The sequence below is a fragment of the Microbacterium sp. K2 genome, from assembly GCF_051365005.1.
Lineage (GTDB): Bacteria > Actinomycetota > Actinomycetes > Actinomycetales > Microbacteriaceae > Microbacterium > Microbacterium foliorum_B.
Window position 1 is genome coordinate 949,135 of the sequence record NZ_JBLWII010000001.1, and the last position, 16,401, is coordinate 965,535.

The following is a 16,401-nucleotide window of genomic DNA, read 5'->3' on the forward strand; positions in this document are numbered from 1 at the left end:
CCGATGAGCGCGAACAGGTATTCCCCCTCCCCTGTCCAGGGCGTCTATGTCGCGCCGACGAGCACTGCAGCCGTCCATGCGACCGTGACCATCCCCGGCTCGAAATCGCTCACCAATCGCGAGCTCATCATCGCCGCCATAGCGGACGGACCGGGCAGGCTCATCGCCCCGCTGCACTCCGACGACTCCCGACGCATGATCGACGCCCTCCGCGCCCTGGGCGTCGGCATCGAAGAGATCGACGGCAACGGAGAGTTCGGGCCCGACCTCGCGATCACTCCGGCCAAGCTCGTGGGCGGCACCACGATCGACTGCGGTCAGGCCGGCACCGTGATGCGCTTCATCGCGCCGCTGGCCGGGCTCGCCCAGCACGATGTGCACCTCACCGCACACGAGACGGCCCTGCACCGGCCGATGGGCGGCCTCATCAGCGCACTCCGCGACCTCGGAGTCGACATCGACGACGAGGGCACATGGGCCCTGCCGTTCACCGTCCGCGGCCACGGGCGCATCCGCGGCGGACGCATCGAGATCGACGCCTCGGCATCCAGCCAGTTCGTCTCGGGGCTCCTGCTCGCCGCCCCGCGCTTCGACGTCGGTCTGCACCTCGTGCACACCGGCGAGCATCTGCCGAGTCTGCCTCACATCGACATGACCATCGAGGCGCTGAGCCGTCGCGGCATCCGGATCGAGCGCCCCGCGACGGGCGAGTGGCTGGTGGAGGCCGGCGTGCCACGCGCCAAGGAGATCGCCATCGAGCCCGATCTCTCGAACGCCGCCCCGTTCCTCGCCGCGGCACTGGTCACGGGGGGCGCGGTATCGGTGCCGGGTTGGCCGGTGCACTCCACCCAGCCGGGCGCTCTGCTTCCCGAGATCCTGCAGGCCATGGGCGCGCACGTCGGCCGTCACAGCGGAACGCTGACGGTCAGGGCGGGAACCGAGATCCGCGGGCTCGACATGGATCTGTCGGCGGCGAGCGAGCTGACCCCGACGCTCGTCGGGCTCGCTGCTTTCGCATCCGGCCCCACCACTATCCGCGGTATCGGTCACATCCGACTCCACGAGACAGATCGCATCGCAGCTCTCATCGGCGACATCCGCGCCCTCGGCGGCGAGGCGGAAGAGCTATCCGACGGCCTGCGCATCATTCCGCGACCGCTGCACGGTGGCCGCTGGGCAGCGCACCACGACCATCGGATGGCGACGACGGGAGCCCTCATCGGCCTGCGGGTCCCCGGCGTCGAGATCGACGACATCGGCACCACGTCCAAGACTCTCCCGGAGTTCACCCTCCTGTGGGAGCGGATGCTGCGGGGCGCATCCAGGTGAGCTGGCTCGACGACTCCGACGACCTCGAGGACGACTTCGAGGACTATGACGAGAGCAGCATCCGCACCCGCCCGAACCCGAAGGCCAACCGCCCCCGCACCAAGCGACGGCCGGCTCACGAGGACGCGCAGATCGGCCGCGTCCTCGGGGTGGACCGTGGTCGGTACTCGGTCCTGATCGATGAGGACACGCCTGACGAGCGCATGATCACCGCGGCACGGGCACGGGAGCTCCGTAGGAACCCGATCGTCACCGGTGATCTTGCGAAGGTCGTCGGCGACGTCTCGGGCGAAGACGGCACTCTGGGCCGGATCATCGGCATCGCCGACCGCACCTCCCTCCTGCGACGCAGCGCCGACGACACCGATCAGGTCGAGCGGGTCATCGTCGCGAACGCCGATCAGATGCTCGTCGTCGTCGCCGCCGCCGACCCCGAGCCGCGTGCCCGCCTGGTCGACCGCTACCTGGTGGCCGCGTTGGATGCCGGTGTCCGTCCGCTCCTCGTCGTCACGAAGACGGACCTGGCCGACCCCAGCACCTTCCTGTCGCATTTCGACGGACTCGATCTGCGCGTCTTCACCAGTGCGCAGGATGAGATGCCCGTCGACGAGATCGGCGCTGCCCTCGTCGGACACTCCACGGTCTTCGTCGGACACTCCGGTGTGGGCAAGTCGACGCTCGTGAACGCGCTGGTGCCCAGCGCCCTCCGTGCCACAGGGCACGTCAACCAGGTCACCGGCCGCGGCCGACACACCTCGTCGTCGACCGTCTCGCTGCGATACGTCAGCCCGAAGGGCAACGGCTGGGTGATCGACACCCCCGGCGTCCGATCCTTCGGTCTGGGGCACGTGAACCCCGCGAACATCCTCGCCGCCTTCACAGAGCTGGCGGAGATCGCCGAGAAGTGCCCGCGCGGATGCACCCACCTCGCGGATGCTCCGGACTGCGCGCTCATCGAAGCAGCCGAGAGCGGCGAGCTGAGCGAGACGGGACGAGCGCGCCTGGACTCGCTGCAGCGGCTTCTGCAGACCTTCGCCGACAAGGCGGAGCAGACGCCCGGCCGGTAGGCTGAGCGTGTGACTGTGCGCCTCGACTCCGGATCCGCTGCCCCCGACTTCGCTCTCCTCGACCAGGACGGCGCGACCGTCCGACTCGACGATCTGCGCGGCCAGAAGACCGTGCTCTACTTCTATCCGGCTGCCATGACGCCCGGCTGCACGACGCAGGCCTGCGACTTCCGCGACAGCATCGCTTCGCTCGAGGGCGCCGGATACCGCGTGATCGGGGTCTCGCGCGACGAGCCTGCGAAGCTCGCCGAGTTCCGCGAGCGCGACGGTCTGACCTTCACCCTTCTCAGCGACCCGGACCACTCCGTGCACACCGCATACGGCGTCTGGGGCGAGAAGATGAACTACGGCAAGGTCGTAGAGGGTGTCATCCGCTCGACCTTCGTGCTCGATGAGGAGGGCACGATCACCCTCGCTCAGTACAACGTCAAGGCCACAGGGCACGTCGCGCGTCTGCGCAAGCTGCTCGGCATCGACGCCTGAGACTCACTCCGCCGGGCGCTCGTTCTCGGCGCGCGTGCTCGCGATCAGCAATGCGAAGCACAGCAGCGCCGGCAGGCCGACGCCGACGGTGAACGCCCAGGCGACCGGCTGCAGCGTGAGCGAGGCGAGCGCGATCGCGATGGCGAGCACCTGGAAGACGACACCGCCCGAGCGCGCCCATGAACGGCCCGTCCTGGTCCCGATCGCGAAGGCGAAGAGGGCGACAGCGCCGATGAACGTCAGCACGATGAGGGCGAGCGCCGTCGGCAGCGATGCGGCATCACCTGCGCCGAGACCGGCGAGTTCGATGAGGGCGAAGACGATCAGTGCGGCACCCTCTGCCGCGAGAACCGCGGAAGCCGCCAGAGCGAGGCCGGGTGAGCGCACTGTTGTCTCCTGAGAATCGAATGAGAACGGCGGAAACCCTTGATTTCGCCGGTTTCATGTAACAGAATAGACAGCGTCATGTGCTCCCACAGCGGCGTGGGGCGGGCTTCGCGCTCGCATCACAGAAAGCGGGCATCCGTCCGTATCTCATACAGGGTAGCTGAACCCGATCTGCACCCGAAATCCGAGTCGTCGCAATGCGATGATTTCTGAAAAACCACACCGAGGAGCCCCCATGGACTGGCGCGATAAGGCCGCCTGCCTGACTGTCGACCCCGAGCTGTTCTTCCCTGTCGGGAACACCGGTCCGGCCGTCGACCAGATCGAGAAGGCGAAGACCGTCTGCGCCACCTGCACGGTGACTGAGATCTGCCTGCAGTACGCCCTCGAGTCCAGCCAGGACTCGGGCGTGTGGGGCGGCCTCTCCGAAGACGAGCGCCGGGCCCTCAAGCGCCGCGCCGCTCGCGCCCGTCGCGCCTCCTGAACATCGAGAAGCGGCCCGAGACGATGTCTCGGGCCGCTTCTCTGTCTCCGCTCGGTGCCGCGTGGGGCTATCCGACTACTTGGTCAGCCAGCGGAGCGGAATGTCGATGACGACCTCGGTGCCCTCGCCTTCGCTCCCCCGCCACTCGATCGATCCGCTGAGCTCGCCCTGAATGAGGGTGCGGATGATCTGCGTCCCGAGCCCCTGACCGATCCGCCCCTCCGGCAGGCCCTTCCCGGTGTCGTGCACCGTGACGCGCAGATTCTCCTCGGTGCGCGCGGCATCGATCGTGACCATGCCCTCCTGCCCTGCGAGGCCATGCTCGACGGCGTTCGTGACGACCTCGGTGAGAGCGAGCGCCAGCGGTGTCGCGTATTCGCTCGGCAGGACGCCGAAGCGGCCCGTCGACCGTGTGCGCGCACGGGTGTTCGGCGCCGACGCGACCTCGGCCACCAGCTTGAGGACGCGATGGAACACCTCGTCGAAGTCGACCTTCTGCGTCAGTCCCTGGGCCAGCGTGTCGTGCACGACGGCGATCGAATCGACGCGTCTCATCGCCTGCGTCAGCGCATCGCGTGCCTCATCGGAGTGCGTGCGTCGCGCCTGGATGCGAAGCAGCGACGCGACGGTCTGCAGATTGTTCTTGACCCGGTGGTGGATCTCGCGAATCGTCGCGTCCTTGGTGATCAGCTCCTGCTCCTGGTGTCGCAGCTCCGACACATCGCGGCACAGAAGGATCGCGCCGATGCGGGTGCCGTGATCCTTCAGCGGAATCGCCCGCAGCGAGACCGTGACGCCGCGCGCTTCGATGTCGGTCCGCCACGGTGCACGTCCGGTCACGACGACGGGCAGAGACTCGTCGACCTGCCGAGACGGCGGCACGAGCCTCGTGGTGACCTCCGCGAGCGATTCGCCCTCGAGCTCGTCATCGAACCCCATGCGATTGAACGCCGAGAGCGCGTTCGGGCTGGCGAACGTCGTGATCCCGTCGACATCGATGCGGATCAGGCCGTCCGACGCCCGCGGCGCGCCGCGACGAGGAGATGTCGGAGCCGCGGGATCCGGAAAGCTGCCGTCGGCGATCATGCGGAAGATGTCGTTGGCGCACTCGTCGAACGTGATCTGCTGCCGAGACGGAGTCCGAGCCTCGCCGAGGTTCGTGTGCCGGGTGACGACGCCGATGACAACGGCCTGGTGCTCAGCGCCGCGGCGTTCGTTGACGATCGGCACCGCTCTGACCCGCGTCGGTGTCTCTTCGAACCAGTCCGGTGAAGACGAGTCCACGATCTTCGCCGAATCGAACGCCCCCTGCACCTGCGTGCGCCACTGAGGGCGCACTCGCTCGCCGACGATGTCCCGGTAGAACAGAGTGGCTGCTCCGCTCGGACGTGCGTGCGCGACGGCGACGAAGGATCCGTCGTCGGTCTCGATCCAGACCACGATGTCCGCCGAAGCGAGGTCCGCGAGAAGCTGACCGTCACCGGCGAGTCGGTGCAGCCACTCGACATCGTTGTCGGCAAGACGGCCCTGGGCATTGGCGAGGTCGCTGAGCGTTGACACCCCACCAGCCTAGAGCGCGCCGGCTCAGAGAACGGCCAGCGACGTCGCACGCCAGCGACGGTCGAGTCCTTCGAGGCGGATCGCCACCGCCCGGGTACGGCCCGGACCAGCGACGACCACCACCGCTTCGACCTTGCCGTCGACAGGTTCTGTCACGCGGATCGACAGGATCTCGAAAGTCGGGCGCGCAGGCGAGACCCCCCTCGCGCTGCGCGCCCTCGCCGAGAGGTTCGCCCGCGTCACCAGGCTCCGGTACGCGTCTTCATTGAACCAGCGGGCGAGCTGATCGACTTCTCTGACTCCCGCGAGCACCTCGAGCACGCCCTGCGTCAGGCTCCGCAGCAGCGGATGCGGGTCCGGAAGCTCCGCGCGAGGCGTCGGCTGTGGGGCGAAGTACTCGTGAAGCATCATCTGAGGCACTCTCCATCGGGAAGACTGCGCCAAGTAGAGCATGCGCACGGTCGTCGTCCGGGCCGCGTTCGTGATCTATGTGGATAACTCGTACATGCCCGACTGGACATCATTTACGGTGGGGCGCGTGCACTGGGATCGACTGTTCGAAGACCTCGAAGGCCAGCTCGCCTCAGAGTGGGAGAGCGAGCGTGCGGCGCTCGACGCCGAATCCGAGCGATTGCGCATCTCGCGGCTCGAACTTCGCAGCCGCCTGAGGCTACTCTGCGCGTCAGCAGCTCCGGCGACCCTCGATCTGCCGGGCGGAAGACGGGTTCGTGCCCGGCTGGACGCGCTCGGCTCCGACTGGATCGCCGCCACGATCGCACAGGCCGAGGAATCGACGACCAAGCGATCGACCCTGATCGTCCCGTTGCACGCGGTGCGCGGGCTGACCGTCGACCACGGCCTGCTGCTGTCGAGTCTGGACGATGCAGGAGGCTCCGCGCCCGTCCTCCGCGAGCGCATGTCGCTCGGGTTCGTTCTGCGTGATCTCGCCCGACGGCGGGTTCCGGTGAGGATCGTCGGCGTCGACGACTCAGACGTGCACGGAACGATCGACAGGGCGGGAGCGGATCATCTGGATCTCGCTCTGCACGATCCGGGCGAGGCGCGAATCGCCTCGGCGGTGCGGAGCTTTCAGATGATCCCGTTCGCCACGGTGGCCTCGGTGCAGACCGCCGGAGATCAGATGCCGTGACGGTGAGAAGTACCCCAGACCTCCGGAAAACTCGCCTCGTTAGCCTGTCGCCACAGCGCCATGCGTCTGGCCTCCTCCGACTGCTCGGCGAGATACTCCGAAAGACTCGACGCCTCGATGCGCCATCTGGCCGGCGCGCCGAGCTTGGATCCGCGCAGACGACCCTCGTAGACGAGTTCGACGACCTCGTCTACCTCGATGCTCAGCAGCTCCGCCACCTGCGCCGGAGCGAGGAAGCCTTGCGCGGGCTGAGAGGAATGAGGCATGCTCCCATTCTCCTCCTGCCGTGCCGGAGCGCCAGCGCCGATCCGATGCTGTGGATAAGTCTCGAGCAGCCGCATCGATTTCTGTGACCATGTCGGCATGAGCAAGTTCGTCCGTTCCCGTCGCGCCGTCTGGGGTGACGCGCGCTTCCTGATCGGCATCGCCGTCGTCGCGTTGTCGATCGGCGGCGTCTGGGCCGTCGTCTCCTCCTCCGGCACCACGACCCCTGTGCTTCAGGCGACGCGCACGATCGCGCTCGGCGAAGCGCTCGCCTCGGGCGACTTCCAGGTGGTCGAAGTCGGCCTCGGCACTGTCACGGACCGCTACCTGGCACCGCAGGAGCTCCGACCCGGTCAAATCGCGTCCCGCACACTCGTCGAAGGAGAGCTCCTGGCGACCTCTGCGGTCGAGGACGCCGACGCCGACAGGACGACCACGATCGTCGTCAAGAGCAGCACGGGGATCCCGGCCGAGGTCGCCGCCGGGAGCGTCATCGAGCTCTGGCACTCGCCACCGGTCGGCGACGACGGCAGTCAGAGTCCCCCTCGCATCCTCGTGGCCGACGCGGTCGTCGCATCGGTCACGAAGACGGAGGGGATGCTCGCTGCGGAGGGAAGCACCGCTGAGGTGGTGATCGACCGAACGGACGTCCCTGAGGTGCTGGCAGCGATCACCGGCGGCTCCGCGCTCTCCGTCGTGCCGATCGGTTCGGCCTCATGACCTCGGTCATCATCGCCGTTCCGGAAACCCGCGCGCGCGTCTTGGCCGCCGAGCTGGAGATGGAGGGCATCAGTGTGGTCTCCGTCGTCCAGCCGAGCAGGATCCTCCCTCTGCCCGAAGGCGTCGATGCCGCCATCGTCACCGCCACCCGCGCGGTTCTGACGCCCGAGCTCATCGCTGAGTGCGACAGGGCAGGCGTGCGGATCATCTCGCTCGGCGACGGCGACAGCAGACTGCTCGGGCGCTACGGACTCGCCACTGCACTCCCGCCGGATGCGAGCGGCTGGGAGGTCGCGGCGGCGCTGACCGCTGACATCCCCGACGCCGTCGAGGGTGCCGCATCACCTCCGCATCGTGTGACGGCCGTGTGGGGCCCTTCCGGGGCACCCGGAAGGTCGACCATCGCGATCCAGCTCGCCGTCGAACTCTGTCGGACGGGTCGGCGCACCGCCCTGGTGGATGCCGACACCGTCGCGCCGTCACTCGCGCTCCTTCTGGGGCTCAGCGACGATGCGCCCGGCATCGCCGCAGCGTGCCGACGCGCAGAACTCGGCGCACTCGACTCGGCTGAGCTCACGCGGCTCGCGACGATCCTCGAGACCAGCGCCGGAGAGATCGAGGTCCTCGGCGGCATCAATCGCCCAGGTCGCTGGCCGGAGCTGGGAGCCCGCCGCCTGCAGACCACTCTGCGCGCGTGCCGCAGCTGGGCGGACGAGACCGTCGTCGACGTGGCGAGCGCCTTCGACGCAGACGATGAGGCCACCTACGACCTCACCGGACCGCGCCGCCACGCGGCCACCGTCGCTGTGCTGCAGGAGGCGGATTCGATCATCGCTGTCGCGTCAGCCGACCCCCTCGGCATCAGTCGCTTCGTGAGAGAACATGCCGAGCTCAGAAGACTCACGACCCCCACACCCGTCAGGGTCGTCGTGAACCGCGTGCGGCCCGGCCCCCTGGGCATCGACGCGCGTGGTCAGATCCGACGCACTCTCGAGAGATTCGCGGGCATCACCGACATCGCGTTCCTGCCGTTCGATCAGCGCGCCGCCGACTCCGCTCTGCTCCACGCGCGGCCGATGGCTGATCTCACCCCGCGTTCGACACTGGTCGCCGGCGTGCGTCGCATCGCAGAGACGTACGCCTCTACGGTGTCGCAGCCGCCTACTGGCGGTAGCTCGAGAGGAAGTTCCCGAGGCGCTCGACGGCTTCTGCGAGCACGCGAGGCTCGGGAAGCGTGACGAGCCTGAGGTGATCGGGCGTCGGCCAGTTGAAACCGGTCCCCTGCACGAGCAGGATGTGCTCGGAGACCAGCAGGTCGTAGACCAGCTTCGCATCGTCCCTGATCTCGTGGACATTCGGGTCGAGACGAGGGAAGGCGTACAGAGCTCCGACGGGCTTGACGCAGGAGACGCCGGGGATCGACTCGAGCCCTTCCCACGCGATGTCGCGCTGCTCGTGCAGTCGTCCGGTCGGAGCGATCAGGGAATCGATCGACTGCACTCCCCCGAGAGCCGCCTGCACCGCGTACTGCGCGGGCACGTTCGGGCAGAGGCGCGTGGATGCGAGCAGGTTGATCCCCTCGAGGAAACCCTTCGCGTGGTCCTGAGGCCCGGTGATCACAAGCCATCCGGACCGGAATCCGGCGACTCGATACGTCTTCGAGAGTCCGTTGAAGGTCAGGCACAGAAGATCGGGCGCCAACGTGGCCGTCGGGATGTGCACCGCACCGTCGAACAGGATGCGGTCGTAGATCTCGTCGGAGAGCAGCAGCAGCTGGTTCTCTCTCGCGATCTGAACCATCCCCTCGAGGACCTCGCGTGAGTAGACGACGCCGGTCGGGTTGTTGGGGTTGATGATCACGAGGGCTTTGGTGCGAGGGGTGATCTTCGACCGGATGTCCTCGAGGTCGGGCTGCCAGCCGTTGTCCTCGTCGCAGAGGTAGTGCACCGGGGTGCCGTCGGCCAGACTCGTCATGGCGGTCCACAGCGGATAGTCGGGTGCCGGGATGAGCACCTCGTCGCCCTCGTCGAGAAGCGCCTGCATCGTCATCGTGATGAGCTCGGACACACCGTTGCCGAGGAAGACGTCCTCGGGATCGAACCGGGGGAACCCGGGGATCTCCTCGTACCGGCTGACCACGGCGCGGCGCGCCGAGATGATCCCCTTGCTGTCGCTGTACCCGTGAGCGGTCGGAAGCGCCGCGAGCATGTCGTGCACGATCTGGTGGGGTGCCTCGAAGCCGAAGATGGCAGGGTTGCCCGTGTTGAGCTTGAGGATCCGGTGCCCCTCGGCCTCGAGCCGCGCCGCCTCGACGAGCGTGTTTCCACGGATCTCGTACAGGACGTTCTTGAGCTTCGACGACTGGTCGAAGTGGCGCTTTGGTGTCATTGCGCAAGCCTACAATGACGCGAAGAGGGGCCGATCCATCCGGACCGGCCCCTCTTCGTACGTCCTGCTACTTCTTCTTCTTGCTCTGCGCCCGGCGCTGCTCACGGTTGCCGGCAGGTGCTGCAGAGGCGTCCGTGCGCTGCCCGAACGCTCCGCGCGGAGCCTCCTCGGGCTCGGCCTGCTCGGCCGGAGTCTGACGCGCGGCAGCCGCCTGACGGAGCTTCTCGGTCGCTGCCTGCTGTACTCGCCCTCGGTCGTCGCGCACCTCGACCTCGCCGGCGTCGTTCGCCGCGGAGTACTCGAGATGCTGGTCTCCCGCACCTTCGGCGAGACCCTTGGCCTCGACCTCGGCGGTCTGCGAGTCGCCTGCGCGGCGAACCTCGACCTCGAGGTTGTAGAGGTATCCGACGGACTCCTCCTTGATCTGCCCCATCATCGACTGGAACATCGCGTAGCCCTCGCGCTGGTACTCGATCAGCGGGTCGCGCTGCGCCATCGCACGAAGGCCGATGCCGTCCTTGAGGTAGTCCATCTCGTAGAGGTGGTCGCGCCAGCGACGGTCGAGCACCTGAAGCACGACGCGCCGCTCGAGCTCGCGGGTGGCTGCTTCTCCGAGCGACTCCTCGCGGGTCTCGTAGGCGATCTTCGCGTCGGAGAGCAGCTCACGGGTCAGCCCGTCCGCGGTGATCCCGCCCTTGCGGCCTGCGGCCTCCGAGACGACCTCGTCGATCGTCACGCTGACCGGATAGAGCGTCTTGAGCTCTGTCCAGAGTGCGTCGAAGTCCCAGCTCTCGTTGTGCCCCTCGCCTGTGTGATCCCGCACCACGCCGCTGATGGCGTCTTCGATGAAGTGCTGGACACGGTCGGCGATGTCGTCGCCCTGCAGGATGTGACGGCGGTCGGCGTAGATCGCCTCTCGCTGGCGGTTCAGGACGTCGTCGTACTTGAGGACGTTCTTGCGCATCTCGGCGTTGCGGGACTCGACCTGCGACTGAGCGCTGCGGATGGCCCGCGACACGAGACCCGACTCGATCGGGACATCGTCGGGGAAGTTGGTGCGAGCCAGGATCGCCTCGGCGGCCCCCGACTGGAACAGACGCATCAGGTCGTCGGTGAGGCTCAGGTAGAAGCGGCTCTCGCCAGGGTCACCCTGACGACCGGAACGGCCTCGCAGCTGGTTGTCGATGCGACGCGACTCGTGGCGCTCGGTGCCCAGGACGTAGAGGCCGCCGGCCTCGATGACCTTCTCGGCCTCCTCGGCCACGATCGCCTTCATCGCCTCGTAGGTCTCGTCCCACGCGACCTCGTACTCCTCGGGCGTCTCGACGGGGTCGAGCCCCTTGCCCTTGAGCTCCTGCACGGCGAGGAACTCGGCGTTGCCGCCGAGCATGATGTCGGTTCCACGACCGGCCATGTTGGTGGCGACCGTGACGGCGCCGAGGCGCCCTGCTCGCGCCACGATCTCTGCCTCACGCGCGTGGTTCTTCGCGTTCAGGACCTCGTGCTTGACGCCCTTCTTGGCGAGGAGCCGCGACAGGTACTCGCTCTTCTCGACGCTGACCGTTCCGACGAGCACAGGCTGGCCGTTCGCGTGGCGCTCGGCGATGTCCTCGACGACCTGGGCGAACTTGGCGGTCTCGTTCTTGTAGACGAGGTCGGACTGATCCTTGCGGACCATCGGTCGGTTCGTGGGGATCGGGATGACACCGAGCTTGTAGGTCGACATGAACTCGGCCGCCTCGGTCTCGGCGGTACCGGTCATGCCGGCGAGCTTGTCGTAGAGACGGAAGTAGTTCTGCAGCGTGACCGTGGCGAGAGTCTGGTTCTCGGCCTTGACCGGCACGGCCTCCTTCGCCTCGATGGCCTGGTGGATGCCCTCGTTGTAGCGACGGCCGACCAGGATGCGGCCGGTGTGCTCGTCGACGATCATGACCTCGTCGTTCATGACGACGTAGTCGGTGTCCTTCTTGAAGAGCGCGAGGGCCTTGATCGAGTTGTTGAGGAACGAGATCAGCGGGGTGTTCGCGGACTCGTACAGGTTGTCGATGCCGAGGTAGTCCTCGACCTTCTCGATACCGGGCTCGAGCACGCCGACCGTGCGCTTCTTCTCATCGACCTCATAGTCGACGCCTGCTTCGAGAGTGCGGGCGATCTTCGCGAACTCGGCGAACCAGCGGTTGGCCTCTCCCGACGACGGACCGGAGATGATCAGCGGCGTCCGTGCCTCGTCGATGAGGATCGAGTCGACCTCGTCGACGATCGCGAAGTAGTGCTCGCGCTGGACGAGGTCTTCCTTGCGCCACGCCATGTTGTCGCGAAGATAGTCGAAGCCGAACTCGTTGTTCGTGCCGTAGGTGATGTCAGATGCATACTGCTCGCGGCGCACGGCCGGAGTCTGACCCGAGACGATGATTCCCGTCGACATGCCGAGTGCCCGGTACACGCGGCCCATGAGCTCGGCCTGGTAGCTCGCGAGGAAGTCGTTGACCGTGATCACGTGGACGCCCTCGCCCGCGATCGCATTCAGGTAGGCGGGGAAGGTGGCGACCAGGGTCTTGCCCTCACCGGTCTTCATCTCGGCGATGTTGCCGAGGTGGAGAGCGGCACCACCCATGATCTGCACGTCGTACGCACGCATCCCGAGCGTGCGCTTCGCCGCCTCACGCACCGCGGCGAACGCCTCGGGCATGAGCTGGTCGAGCGACTCGCCCTTGGCGAACCGCTCGCGCAGCTCGACGGTCTCGTTGCGCAGTTCATCGTCCGTGAGCTTGGAGATGTCCTCTTCCAGCGCGTTCACGGCCTTCACCACCTGGTTCAGGCGACGGATGACCCGCCCCTCTCCCGCGCGCAGCAGCTTCTCAAGAGGATTCGCCACAGATGTCATCTCCCTGTCGATGGTTCCGGCGGCGCCGCTTGTCGGGCACGCACCAGGCATACCTTGTCATGTTACCCGTCCGTGACCTGCACGTCGTCTGCATGGCGCGCCGCCCTGACGTTTCCGAGTATGTATATATTGATCCACGACACCGGGAGGTCCATATGTCGGTCAGACAGAGTCTGCTCGCGATCCTCGCGCAGGGCCCCTGCTACGGCTATCAGCTGCGCCACGAGTTCGACCGACGCACCGGTTCGGTCTGGCCGCTCAACGTCGGTCAGATCTACAACACGCTCGAGCGCCTCGAGCGCGACGGACTCGTCGAGCGTGGAGCGGCCGATCTGCACGGACATGTGTACTGGGAGATCACGGATGCGGGGGCGTTCGAGGTCGACCGTTGGCTGGCATCTCCCGTCGCACGGAGCCGGGCCACGCGCGACGAGCTCGCGATCAAGCTGGCCGTCGCGGCGACGCTTCCGGGCGCGGATGCGACCAGCGTGATCGCGACCCAGCGTGCGGCGTCCGAATCGCATCTCGAGGAACTCACGACGGCGCGCGAATCGCGCGAGGACGACAGCCCCCAGGGACTCGCGTGGTCTCTCGTGGTCGACTCGATGATCTTCACCGCGGAGGCCGAGCTCCGCTGGCTCGACCACGTGCAGACGCGTCTCGCACAGCATCCCCAGCACGCTCTCGCTCTGGAGCTGACCTCCGAGCGACCGAAGCGCGGCCGGCCTGCGAGGGCGGAGACCGCGGCGCTGGTCTGAGCGGAGTTCGCCTGGAGCGTATGCACAGCCAGGGTTGCCGCCCGGGAAACTAGGATCAGTCCTATGGCTGGAATATGGGGCAGACGCAAGCGCGAGCAGGAACAGCTGGCCGCACAGGACGCCGACCTGGCTCGCCGCGCAGAGCAGGCACTCGTGTCTGCGGACGAGCGCATCAGGAGCACCTCCGACGAATTGGCGTTCGCGGAGGCCGAGCTCGGCGAGCAGCTGACTCGTGACCTGAAGAAGGCGCTGACCGCCGTGCGCACTCACCTGCGTGAGGCTTTTCAGCTCCACCAGCTCAACCACGACGAGATCCCCGACACTCCCGAGGAGCTCCGCACCCGCAACGCCCGGATCATGCAGCTGTGCGACTGGGCGCAGGATCTGCTCGACGAGAAGACATCGGACCTCGCGACATCGATCTCGAAGGTGCGCCGAGCACCGGAGGTCATCGCCCAGGTGCGAGCGGATGCCGAGACGCTGAGCGCGCGGATCCCGCACACCAACGAGACCGTCGCCCGTCTCTCCTCTCGCTACTCGGACTCGGCGATGCACCAGATCACGGCCAGCGCTGAGGAAGCCGAGCAGCTGATCGCCTTCGCCACTCATGGCGCCGCCGTCTCGGAGCGGCGTCGTGCCGCCAAGCAGAACGAGGAGGCGAATCTCGCCCTCGAGACCGCCACCGAGGCGACGCGCCGCGCATCCGCCCTGCTCGATGCCGTGGAGGATTTTGAGATCGAGGCGCTGCGCGCGGAGTCGACCCTCGCCGAGGTCGTCGCGGATTCCCGAAACGACCTCATCGCTGCACGGACCGCTCCGCAGGTGCCGGCCGTCGCTGCTGCCGTCTCCGCCCTGCAGGACGCTCTCAGCGCACTGTCGCCCGCAGGGACCCCGGGAGACCCCTTCGCGGAGCTGTCGCAGCTGCGCGATGCGAACACCGCTCTCGACGACGCGATCGCCACCGCCCGCCACCGTGAAGCGCACCCGCTGCCCAGCATCCAGCAGGTGCAGCACGCGATCGACGACGCGGACCGTCAGCTCGGCGTCGCCCGCGGACTCATCGCAGGGCACCGCGGCTGGATCGGCGCGGATGCCCGCACTCGCCTCGCAGAGGCCGAGAGACTGCGCGTCGACCTCTCGGATCTGCTTCCGGCGGAGGAGACCCGCGACGAGGCATTGGTCAGCGCTCGACGCGTGGCGCACCTCGCGTCGGAAGCCCTGCAGCTCGCTCAGCGTGACATCGATTCGTCTCGACCGCAGGACCAGGGCTGGGGCGGCGGTGACGGCTGGGGTGGCGGCGGCTGGAGCGGTGGCGGCCGACGCGGCGGGGGCAGCGACGTCGCCTCCGGGATTCTGGGCGGTCTCGTCATCGGAAGCATCCTGGACGGGATCTTCGACTGACCCGCACGATCAGGACACGACGACGGCCCGGCTCCTTCTGGAGCCGGGCCGTCGTCGTATCAGCCTCAGGAGGCGAGCGCCTCACTGGGCGGAGCCTGCGTCTCGAGCGCGATCACACCGTAGTCCCAGCCCTTGCGTCGGTAGACGACGCTCGGGTGATCGGTGCGCACGTCGACGAACAGGAAGAAGTCGTGCCCGACAAGTTCCATCCGGTCGACGGCCTCTTCGACGGTCATCCATTCCGCTCCGAAGTTCTTGGTGCGGATGACCACCGGCGAGTAGACCTCGTCGTCGTCGTTCTGGATCGGCACAGCGCCCGTCGCGACGGCGCGAAGGACCTCCACGGATGCCGGCTGGACATCGATGCCCTCGAGCGCACCGGTCTCCTTCTCGAAGTGCGCCCCACGCGGATGCTGGCGTCCATCGACTCGCTTCTCCTTGGCTCGGCGAAGCTGTTCGGCCATCTTGTCGACGGCCATGTCGAGTGCGACGAACTTGTCTCCGTCCGTGGCCTCGGCGCGTACGACAGGACCCTTGCTGACGAGCGTCAGCTCGACGGTCTCATCCGGCACGTGACCGTTGCGGTACACCCGGTGGGTGACCTTGACATCCAGCCGTTGCGCACGCGACGCGAACGTCTCGATCTTGGCGATCTTCTCCTCGACAACGGTGCGGAATCGGTCGGTGATACCCACCCCGACGCCAACGATGCTCGTTTCCATTGCTGCCTCCTTGTCCCGGTCCTCCCGGCCAAGGGCGGACCGTGGTCGCCTTGTGACCCCCAACGGTAGTCCGCCTGACCTCGGATGTCACGGGTCATTTGCTGCGTGTCTCCGATGCGTTCGCATTCCGTTCGCCGTGACGCGGCGTCGCGGCGAGTGCGACCGCCGACACGACCCGGACGCCGGCTTCTCGCAGCGTGCGTGCCGCTTCGTCGAAAGTCGCTCCCGAGGTCACGACGTCGTCGACCAGCACGACTGCCCCACCACCGGGCGTGGGTCGCGATCGCATGCTCCCCCGCACGTTCTCCGCCCTGCTCGCAGAGTCGAGTCCGCGCTGATCCGTGCGACCGCCCTGCGACACGAGCAGGCGATCGGGCACCGAACCGGCTCGGCGAATCAGCAACTCGGGCACGCGGTAGCCCCGCCGTCGGAATGCGCTCCGCGACGTCGGGATCGGCACCAGGCGCACCGGATCATCGATCGCGGCCCGTTCTTCGTCGACCCCGGCGAGAACCTCGCTCAACGCGGCTCCGAGCGGGCGCGCGAGCATCGTCTCGCCGTCATCCTTGAGCCTGCGGATGCACCGGGCTGCGATCGACTCGAACGGCATGGCGGCGCGCACGAGCAGACCCGCCGGCGTGCGGCGCACGAGGGGCGCGGCTCGGATGCTCTGCCGACACACGTCGCACAGCAGCGTCTCTGGCCGGTCGCAACCTGCACAGGTCGCTGCGAGCAGGAGAGCGAGCGCCTCGACGCCGATGGCGCGGGCGTGAAGATGCGACAGCATCCGTCGATCCTGCCGCT

Annotated in this window: 17 protein-coding genes; 9 read left to right on the forward strand and 8 right to left on the reverse strand. The window is 67.5% G+C overall.

Features of this window, described 5'->3' with window-relative positions:
- Window positions 1–3: 3 nt before the first annotated feature.
- From aroA to bcp, 3 genes are read left to right on the forward strand one after another with little or no spacing between them, the layout of a single operon-like run.
- Entirely contained in the window at window positions 4–1,329 is a 1,326-nt protein-coding gene (gene aroA / locus ACLKOY_RS04845) for a 3-phosphoshikimate 1-carboxyvinyltransferase (protein ID WP_363571080.1), read from the forward strand.
- Window positions 1,326–2,396, forward strand: coding sequence for a ribosome small subunit-dependent GTPase A (gene rsgA / locus ACLKOY_RS04850; RefSeq protein ID WP_436452663.1), 1,071 nt, complete (start codon window positions 1,326–1,328; stop codon window positions 2,394–2,396). Before aroA ends, rsgA begins: the two co-directional genes overlap by 4 nt.
- A 9-nt stretch (window positions 2,397–2,405) precedes the next feature.
- On the forward strand, window positions 2,406–2,879 hold the full coding sequence (bcp, locus tag ACLKOY_RS04855) for a thioredoxin-dependent thiol peroxidase (RefSeq protein WP_363571082.1): 474 nt from the start codon (window positions 2,406–2,408) through the stop codon (window positions 2,877–2,879).
- 3 nt (window positions 2,880–2,882) lie between these two features.
- Here bcp and ACLKOY_RS04860 read toward each other — a convergent pair whose 3' ends face one another.
- On the reverse strand, window positions 2,883–3,266 hold the full coding sequence (locus ACLKOY_RS04860) for a hypothetical protein (RefSeq protein WP_436452664.1): 384 nt from the start codon (window positions 3,264–3,266) through the stop codon (window positions 2,883–2,885).
- A gap of 235 nt (window positions 3,267–3,501) precedes the next feature.
- Here ACLKOY_RS04860 and ACLKOY_RS04865 point away from each other — a divergent pair, with 235 nt between their 5' ends.
- Window positions 3,502–3,750 carry a WhiB family transcriptional regulator gene (locus ACLKOY_RS04865; protein ID WP_028503730.1) on the forward strand — a complete coding sequence of 83 codons (249 nt, stop codon included), beginning with the start codon at window positions 3,502–3,504 and terminating at the stop codon, window positions 3,748–3,750.
- Window positions 3,751–3,825: 75 nt separating this feature from the next.
- Here ACLKOY_RS04865 and ACLKOY_RS04870 read toward each other — a convergent pair whose 3' ends face one another.
- Both ACLKOY_RS04870 and ACLKOY_RS04875 read right to left on the reverse strand, forming a co-directional pair.
- Complete coding sequence (locus tag ACLKOY_RS04870; RefSeq protein WP_140036727.1) at window positions 3,826–5,310, reverse strand: sensor histidine kinase; 1,485 nt, start codon at window positions 5,308–5,310, stop codon at window positions 3,826–3,828.
- A 24-nt stretch (window positions 5,311–5,334) separates the two neighbouring features.
- A complete protein-coding gene (locus tag ACLKOY_RS04875; protein WP_181164351.1) occupies window positions 5,335–5,721 on the reverse strand; it encodes an Rv3235 family protein in 387 nt (128 codons plus the stop codon).
- Window positions 5,722–5,761: 40 nt separating this feature from the next.
- Here ACLKOY_RS04875 and ACLKOY_RS04880 point away from each other — a divergent pair, with 40 nt between their 5' ends.
- Complete coding sequence (locus ACLKOY_RS04880) at window positions 5,762–6,460, forward strand: hypothetical protein (protein ID WP_436452665.1); 699 nt, start codon at window positions 5,762–5,764, stop codon at window positions 6,458–6,460.
- Here ACLKOY_RS04880 and ACLKOY_RS04885 read toward each other — a convergent pair.
- Window positions 6,448–6,726: a helix-turn-helix domain-containing protein gene (locus ACLKOY_RS04885; protein WP_436452666.1), complete on the reverse strand. Its 279-nt coding sequence runs from the start codon at window positions 6,724–6,726 to the stop codon at window positions 6,448–6,450. The genes ACLKOY_RS04880 and ACLKOY_RS04885 overlap by 13 nt on opposite strands.
- Window positions 6,727–6,823: 97 nt before the next feature.
- Here ACLKOY_RS04885 and ACLKOY_RS04890 point away from each other — a divergent pair, with 97 nt between their 5' ends.
- Both ACLKOY_RS04890 and ACLKOY_RS04895 read left to right on the forward strand, forming a co-directional pair.
- Window positions 6,824–7,444: an SAF domain-containing protein gene (locus tag ACLKOY_RS04890; protein WP_436452667.1), complete on the forward strand. Its 621-nt coding sequence runs from the start codon at window positions 6,824–6,826 to the stop codon at window positions 7,442–7,444.
- Window positions 7,441–8,682 carry an AAA family ATPase gene (locus ACLKOY_RS04895; RefSeq protein WP_436452668.1) on the forward strand — a complete coding sequence of 414 codons (1,242 nt, stop codon included), beginning with the start codon at window positions 7,441–7,443 and terminating at the stop codon, window positions 8,680–8,682. The genes ACLKOY_RS04890 and ACLKOY_RS04895 overlap by 4 nt, the downstream gene beginning before the upstream one ends.
- Here the strand turns inward: ACLKOY_RS04895 and ACLKOY_RS04900 are convergent.
- Both ACLKOY_RS04900 and secA read right to left on the reverse strand, forming a co-directional pair.
- Window positions 8,606–9,832 carry a pyridoxal phosphate-dependent aminotransferase gene (locus ACLKOY_RS04900; protein WP_363571095.1) on the reverse strand — a complete coding sequence of 409 codons (1,227 nt, stop codon included), beginning with the start codon at window positions 9,830–9,832 and terminating at the stop codon, window positions 8,606–8,608. The genes ACLKOY_RS04895 and ACLKOY_RS04900 overlap by 77 nt on opposite strands.
- Window positions 9,833–9,899: 67 nt before the next feature.
- Window positions 9,900–12,707 (reverse strand): preprotein translocase subunit SecA, encoded by a 2,808-nt coding sequence (gene secA / locus ACLKOY_RS04905; RefSeq protein WP_436452669.1) that lies wholly within the window; start codon window positions 12,705–12,707, stop codon window positions 9,900–9,902.
- A 164-nt stretch (window positions 12,708–12,871) separates the two neighbouring features.
- Here secA and ACLKOY_RS04910 point away from each other — a divergent pair, with 164 nt between their 5' ends.
- Together ACLKOY_RS04910 and ACLKOY_RS04915 are read left to right on the forward strand one after the other, a co-directional pair.
- Window positions 12,872–13,474 (forward strand): PadR family transcriptional regulator, encoded by a 603-nt coding sequence (locus ACLKOY_RS04910; protein ID WP_436452671.1) that lies wholly within the window; start codon window positions 12,872–12,874, stop codon window positions 13,472–13,474.
- 63 nt (window positions 13,475–13,537) lie between these two features.
- Window positions 13,538–14,875, forward strand: coding sequence for a hypothetical protein (locus ACLKOY_RS04915; protein WP_436452672.1), 1,338 nt, complete (start codon window positions 13,538–13,540; stop codon window positions 14,873–14,875).
- Between the two features lie 65 nt (window positions 14,876–14,940).
- Here the strand turns inward: ACLKOY_RS04915 and hpf are convergent, their stop codons facing one another.
- Window positions 14,941–15,597: a ribosome hibernation-promoting factor, HPF/YfiA family gene (gene hpf, locus ACLKOY_RS04920; RefSeq protein WP_436452673.1), complete on the reverse strand. Its 657-nt coding sequence runs from the start codon at window positions 15,595–15,597 to the stop codon at window positions 14,941–14,943.
- 94 nt (window positions 15,598–15,691) lie between these two features.
- Entirely contained in the window at window positions 15,692–16,384 is a 693-nt protein-coding gene (locus ACLKOY_RS04925; RefSeq protein ID WP_436452674.1) for a ComF family protein, read from the reverse strand.
- Window positions 16,385–16,401 lie beyond the last annotated feature (17 nt).

Excerpts from the sequence above, each read along its gene's own strand:
- aroA (WP_363571080.1), top strand. The coding sequence starts at position 4 with ATGAGCGCGAACAGGTATTCCCCCTCCCCTGTCCAGGGCGTCTATGTC.
- ACLKOY_RS04865 (WP_028503730.1), top strand. The coding sequence starts at position 3,502 with ATGGACTGGCGCGATAAGGCCGCCTGCCTGACTGTCGACCCCGAGCTG.
- ACLKOY_RS04875 (WP_181164351.1), bottom strand. The coding sequence starts at position 5,721 with ATGATGCTTCACGAGTACTTCGCCCCACAGCCGACGCCTCGCGCGGAG.
- ACLKOY_RS04880 (WP_436452665.1), top strand. The coding sequence starts at position 5,762 with ATGCGCACGGTCGTCGTCCGGGCCGCGTTCGTGATCTATGTGGATAAC.
- ACLKOY_RS04885 (WP_436452666.1), bottom strand. The coding sequence starts at position 6,726 with ATGCCTCATTCCTCTCAGCCCGCGCAAGGCTTCCTCGCTCCGGCGCAG.
- ACLKOY_RS04890 (WP_436452667.1), top strand. The coding sequence starts at position 6,824 with ATGAGCAAGTTCGTCCGTTCCCGTCGCGCCGTCTGGGGTGACGCGCGC.
- ACLKOY_RS04895 (WP_436452668.1), top strand. The coding sequence starts at position 7,441 with ATGACCTCGGTCATCATCGCCGTTCCGGAAACCCGCGCGCGCGTCTTG.
- ACLKOY_RS04900 (WP_363571095.1), bottom strand. The coding sequence starts at position 9,832 with ATGACACCAAAGCGCCACTTCGACCAGTCGTCGAAGCTCAAGAACGTC.
- ACLKOY_RS04910 (WP_436452671.1), top strand. The coding sequence starts at position 12,872 with ATGTCGGTCAGACAGAGTCTGCTCGCGATCCTCGCGCAGGGCCCCTGC.
- ACLKOY_RS04915 (WP_436452672.1), top strand. The coding sequence starts at position 13,538 with ATGGCTGGAATATGGGGCAGACGCAAGCGCGAGCAGGAACAGCTGGCC.
- hpf (WP_436452673.1), bottom strand. The coding sequence starts at position 15,597 with ATGGAAACGAGCATCGTTGGCGTCGGGGTGGGTATCACCGACCGATTC.
- ACLKOY_RS04925 (WP_436452674.1), bottom strand. The coding sequence starts at position 16,384 with ATGCTGTCGCATCTTCACGCCCGCGCCATCGGCGTCGAGGCGCTCGCT.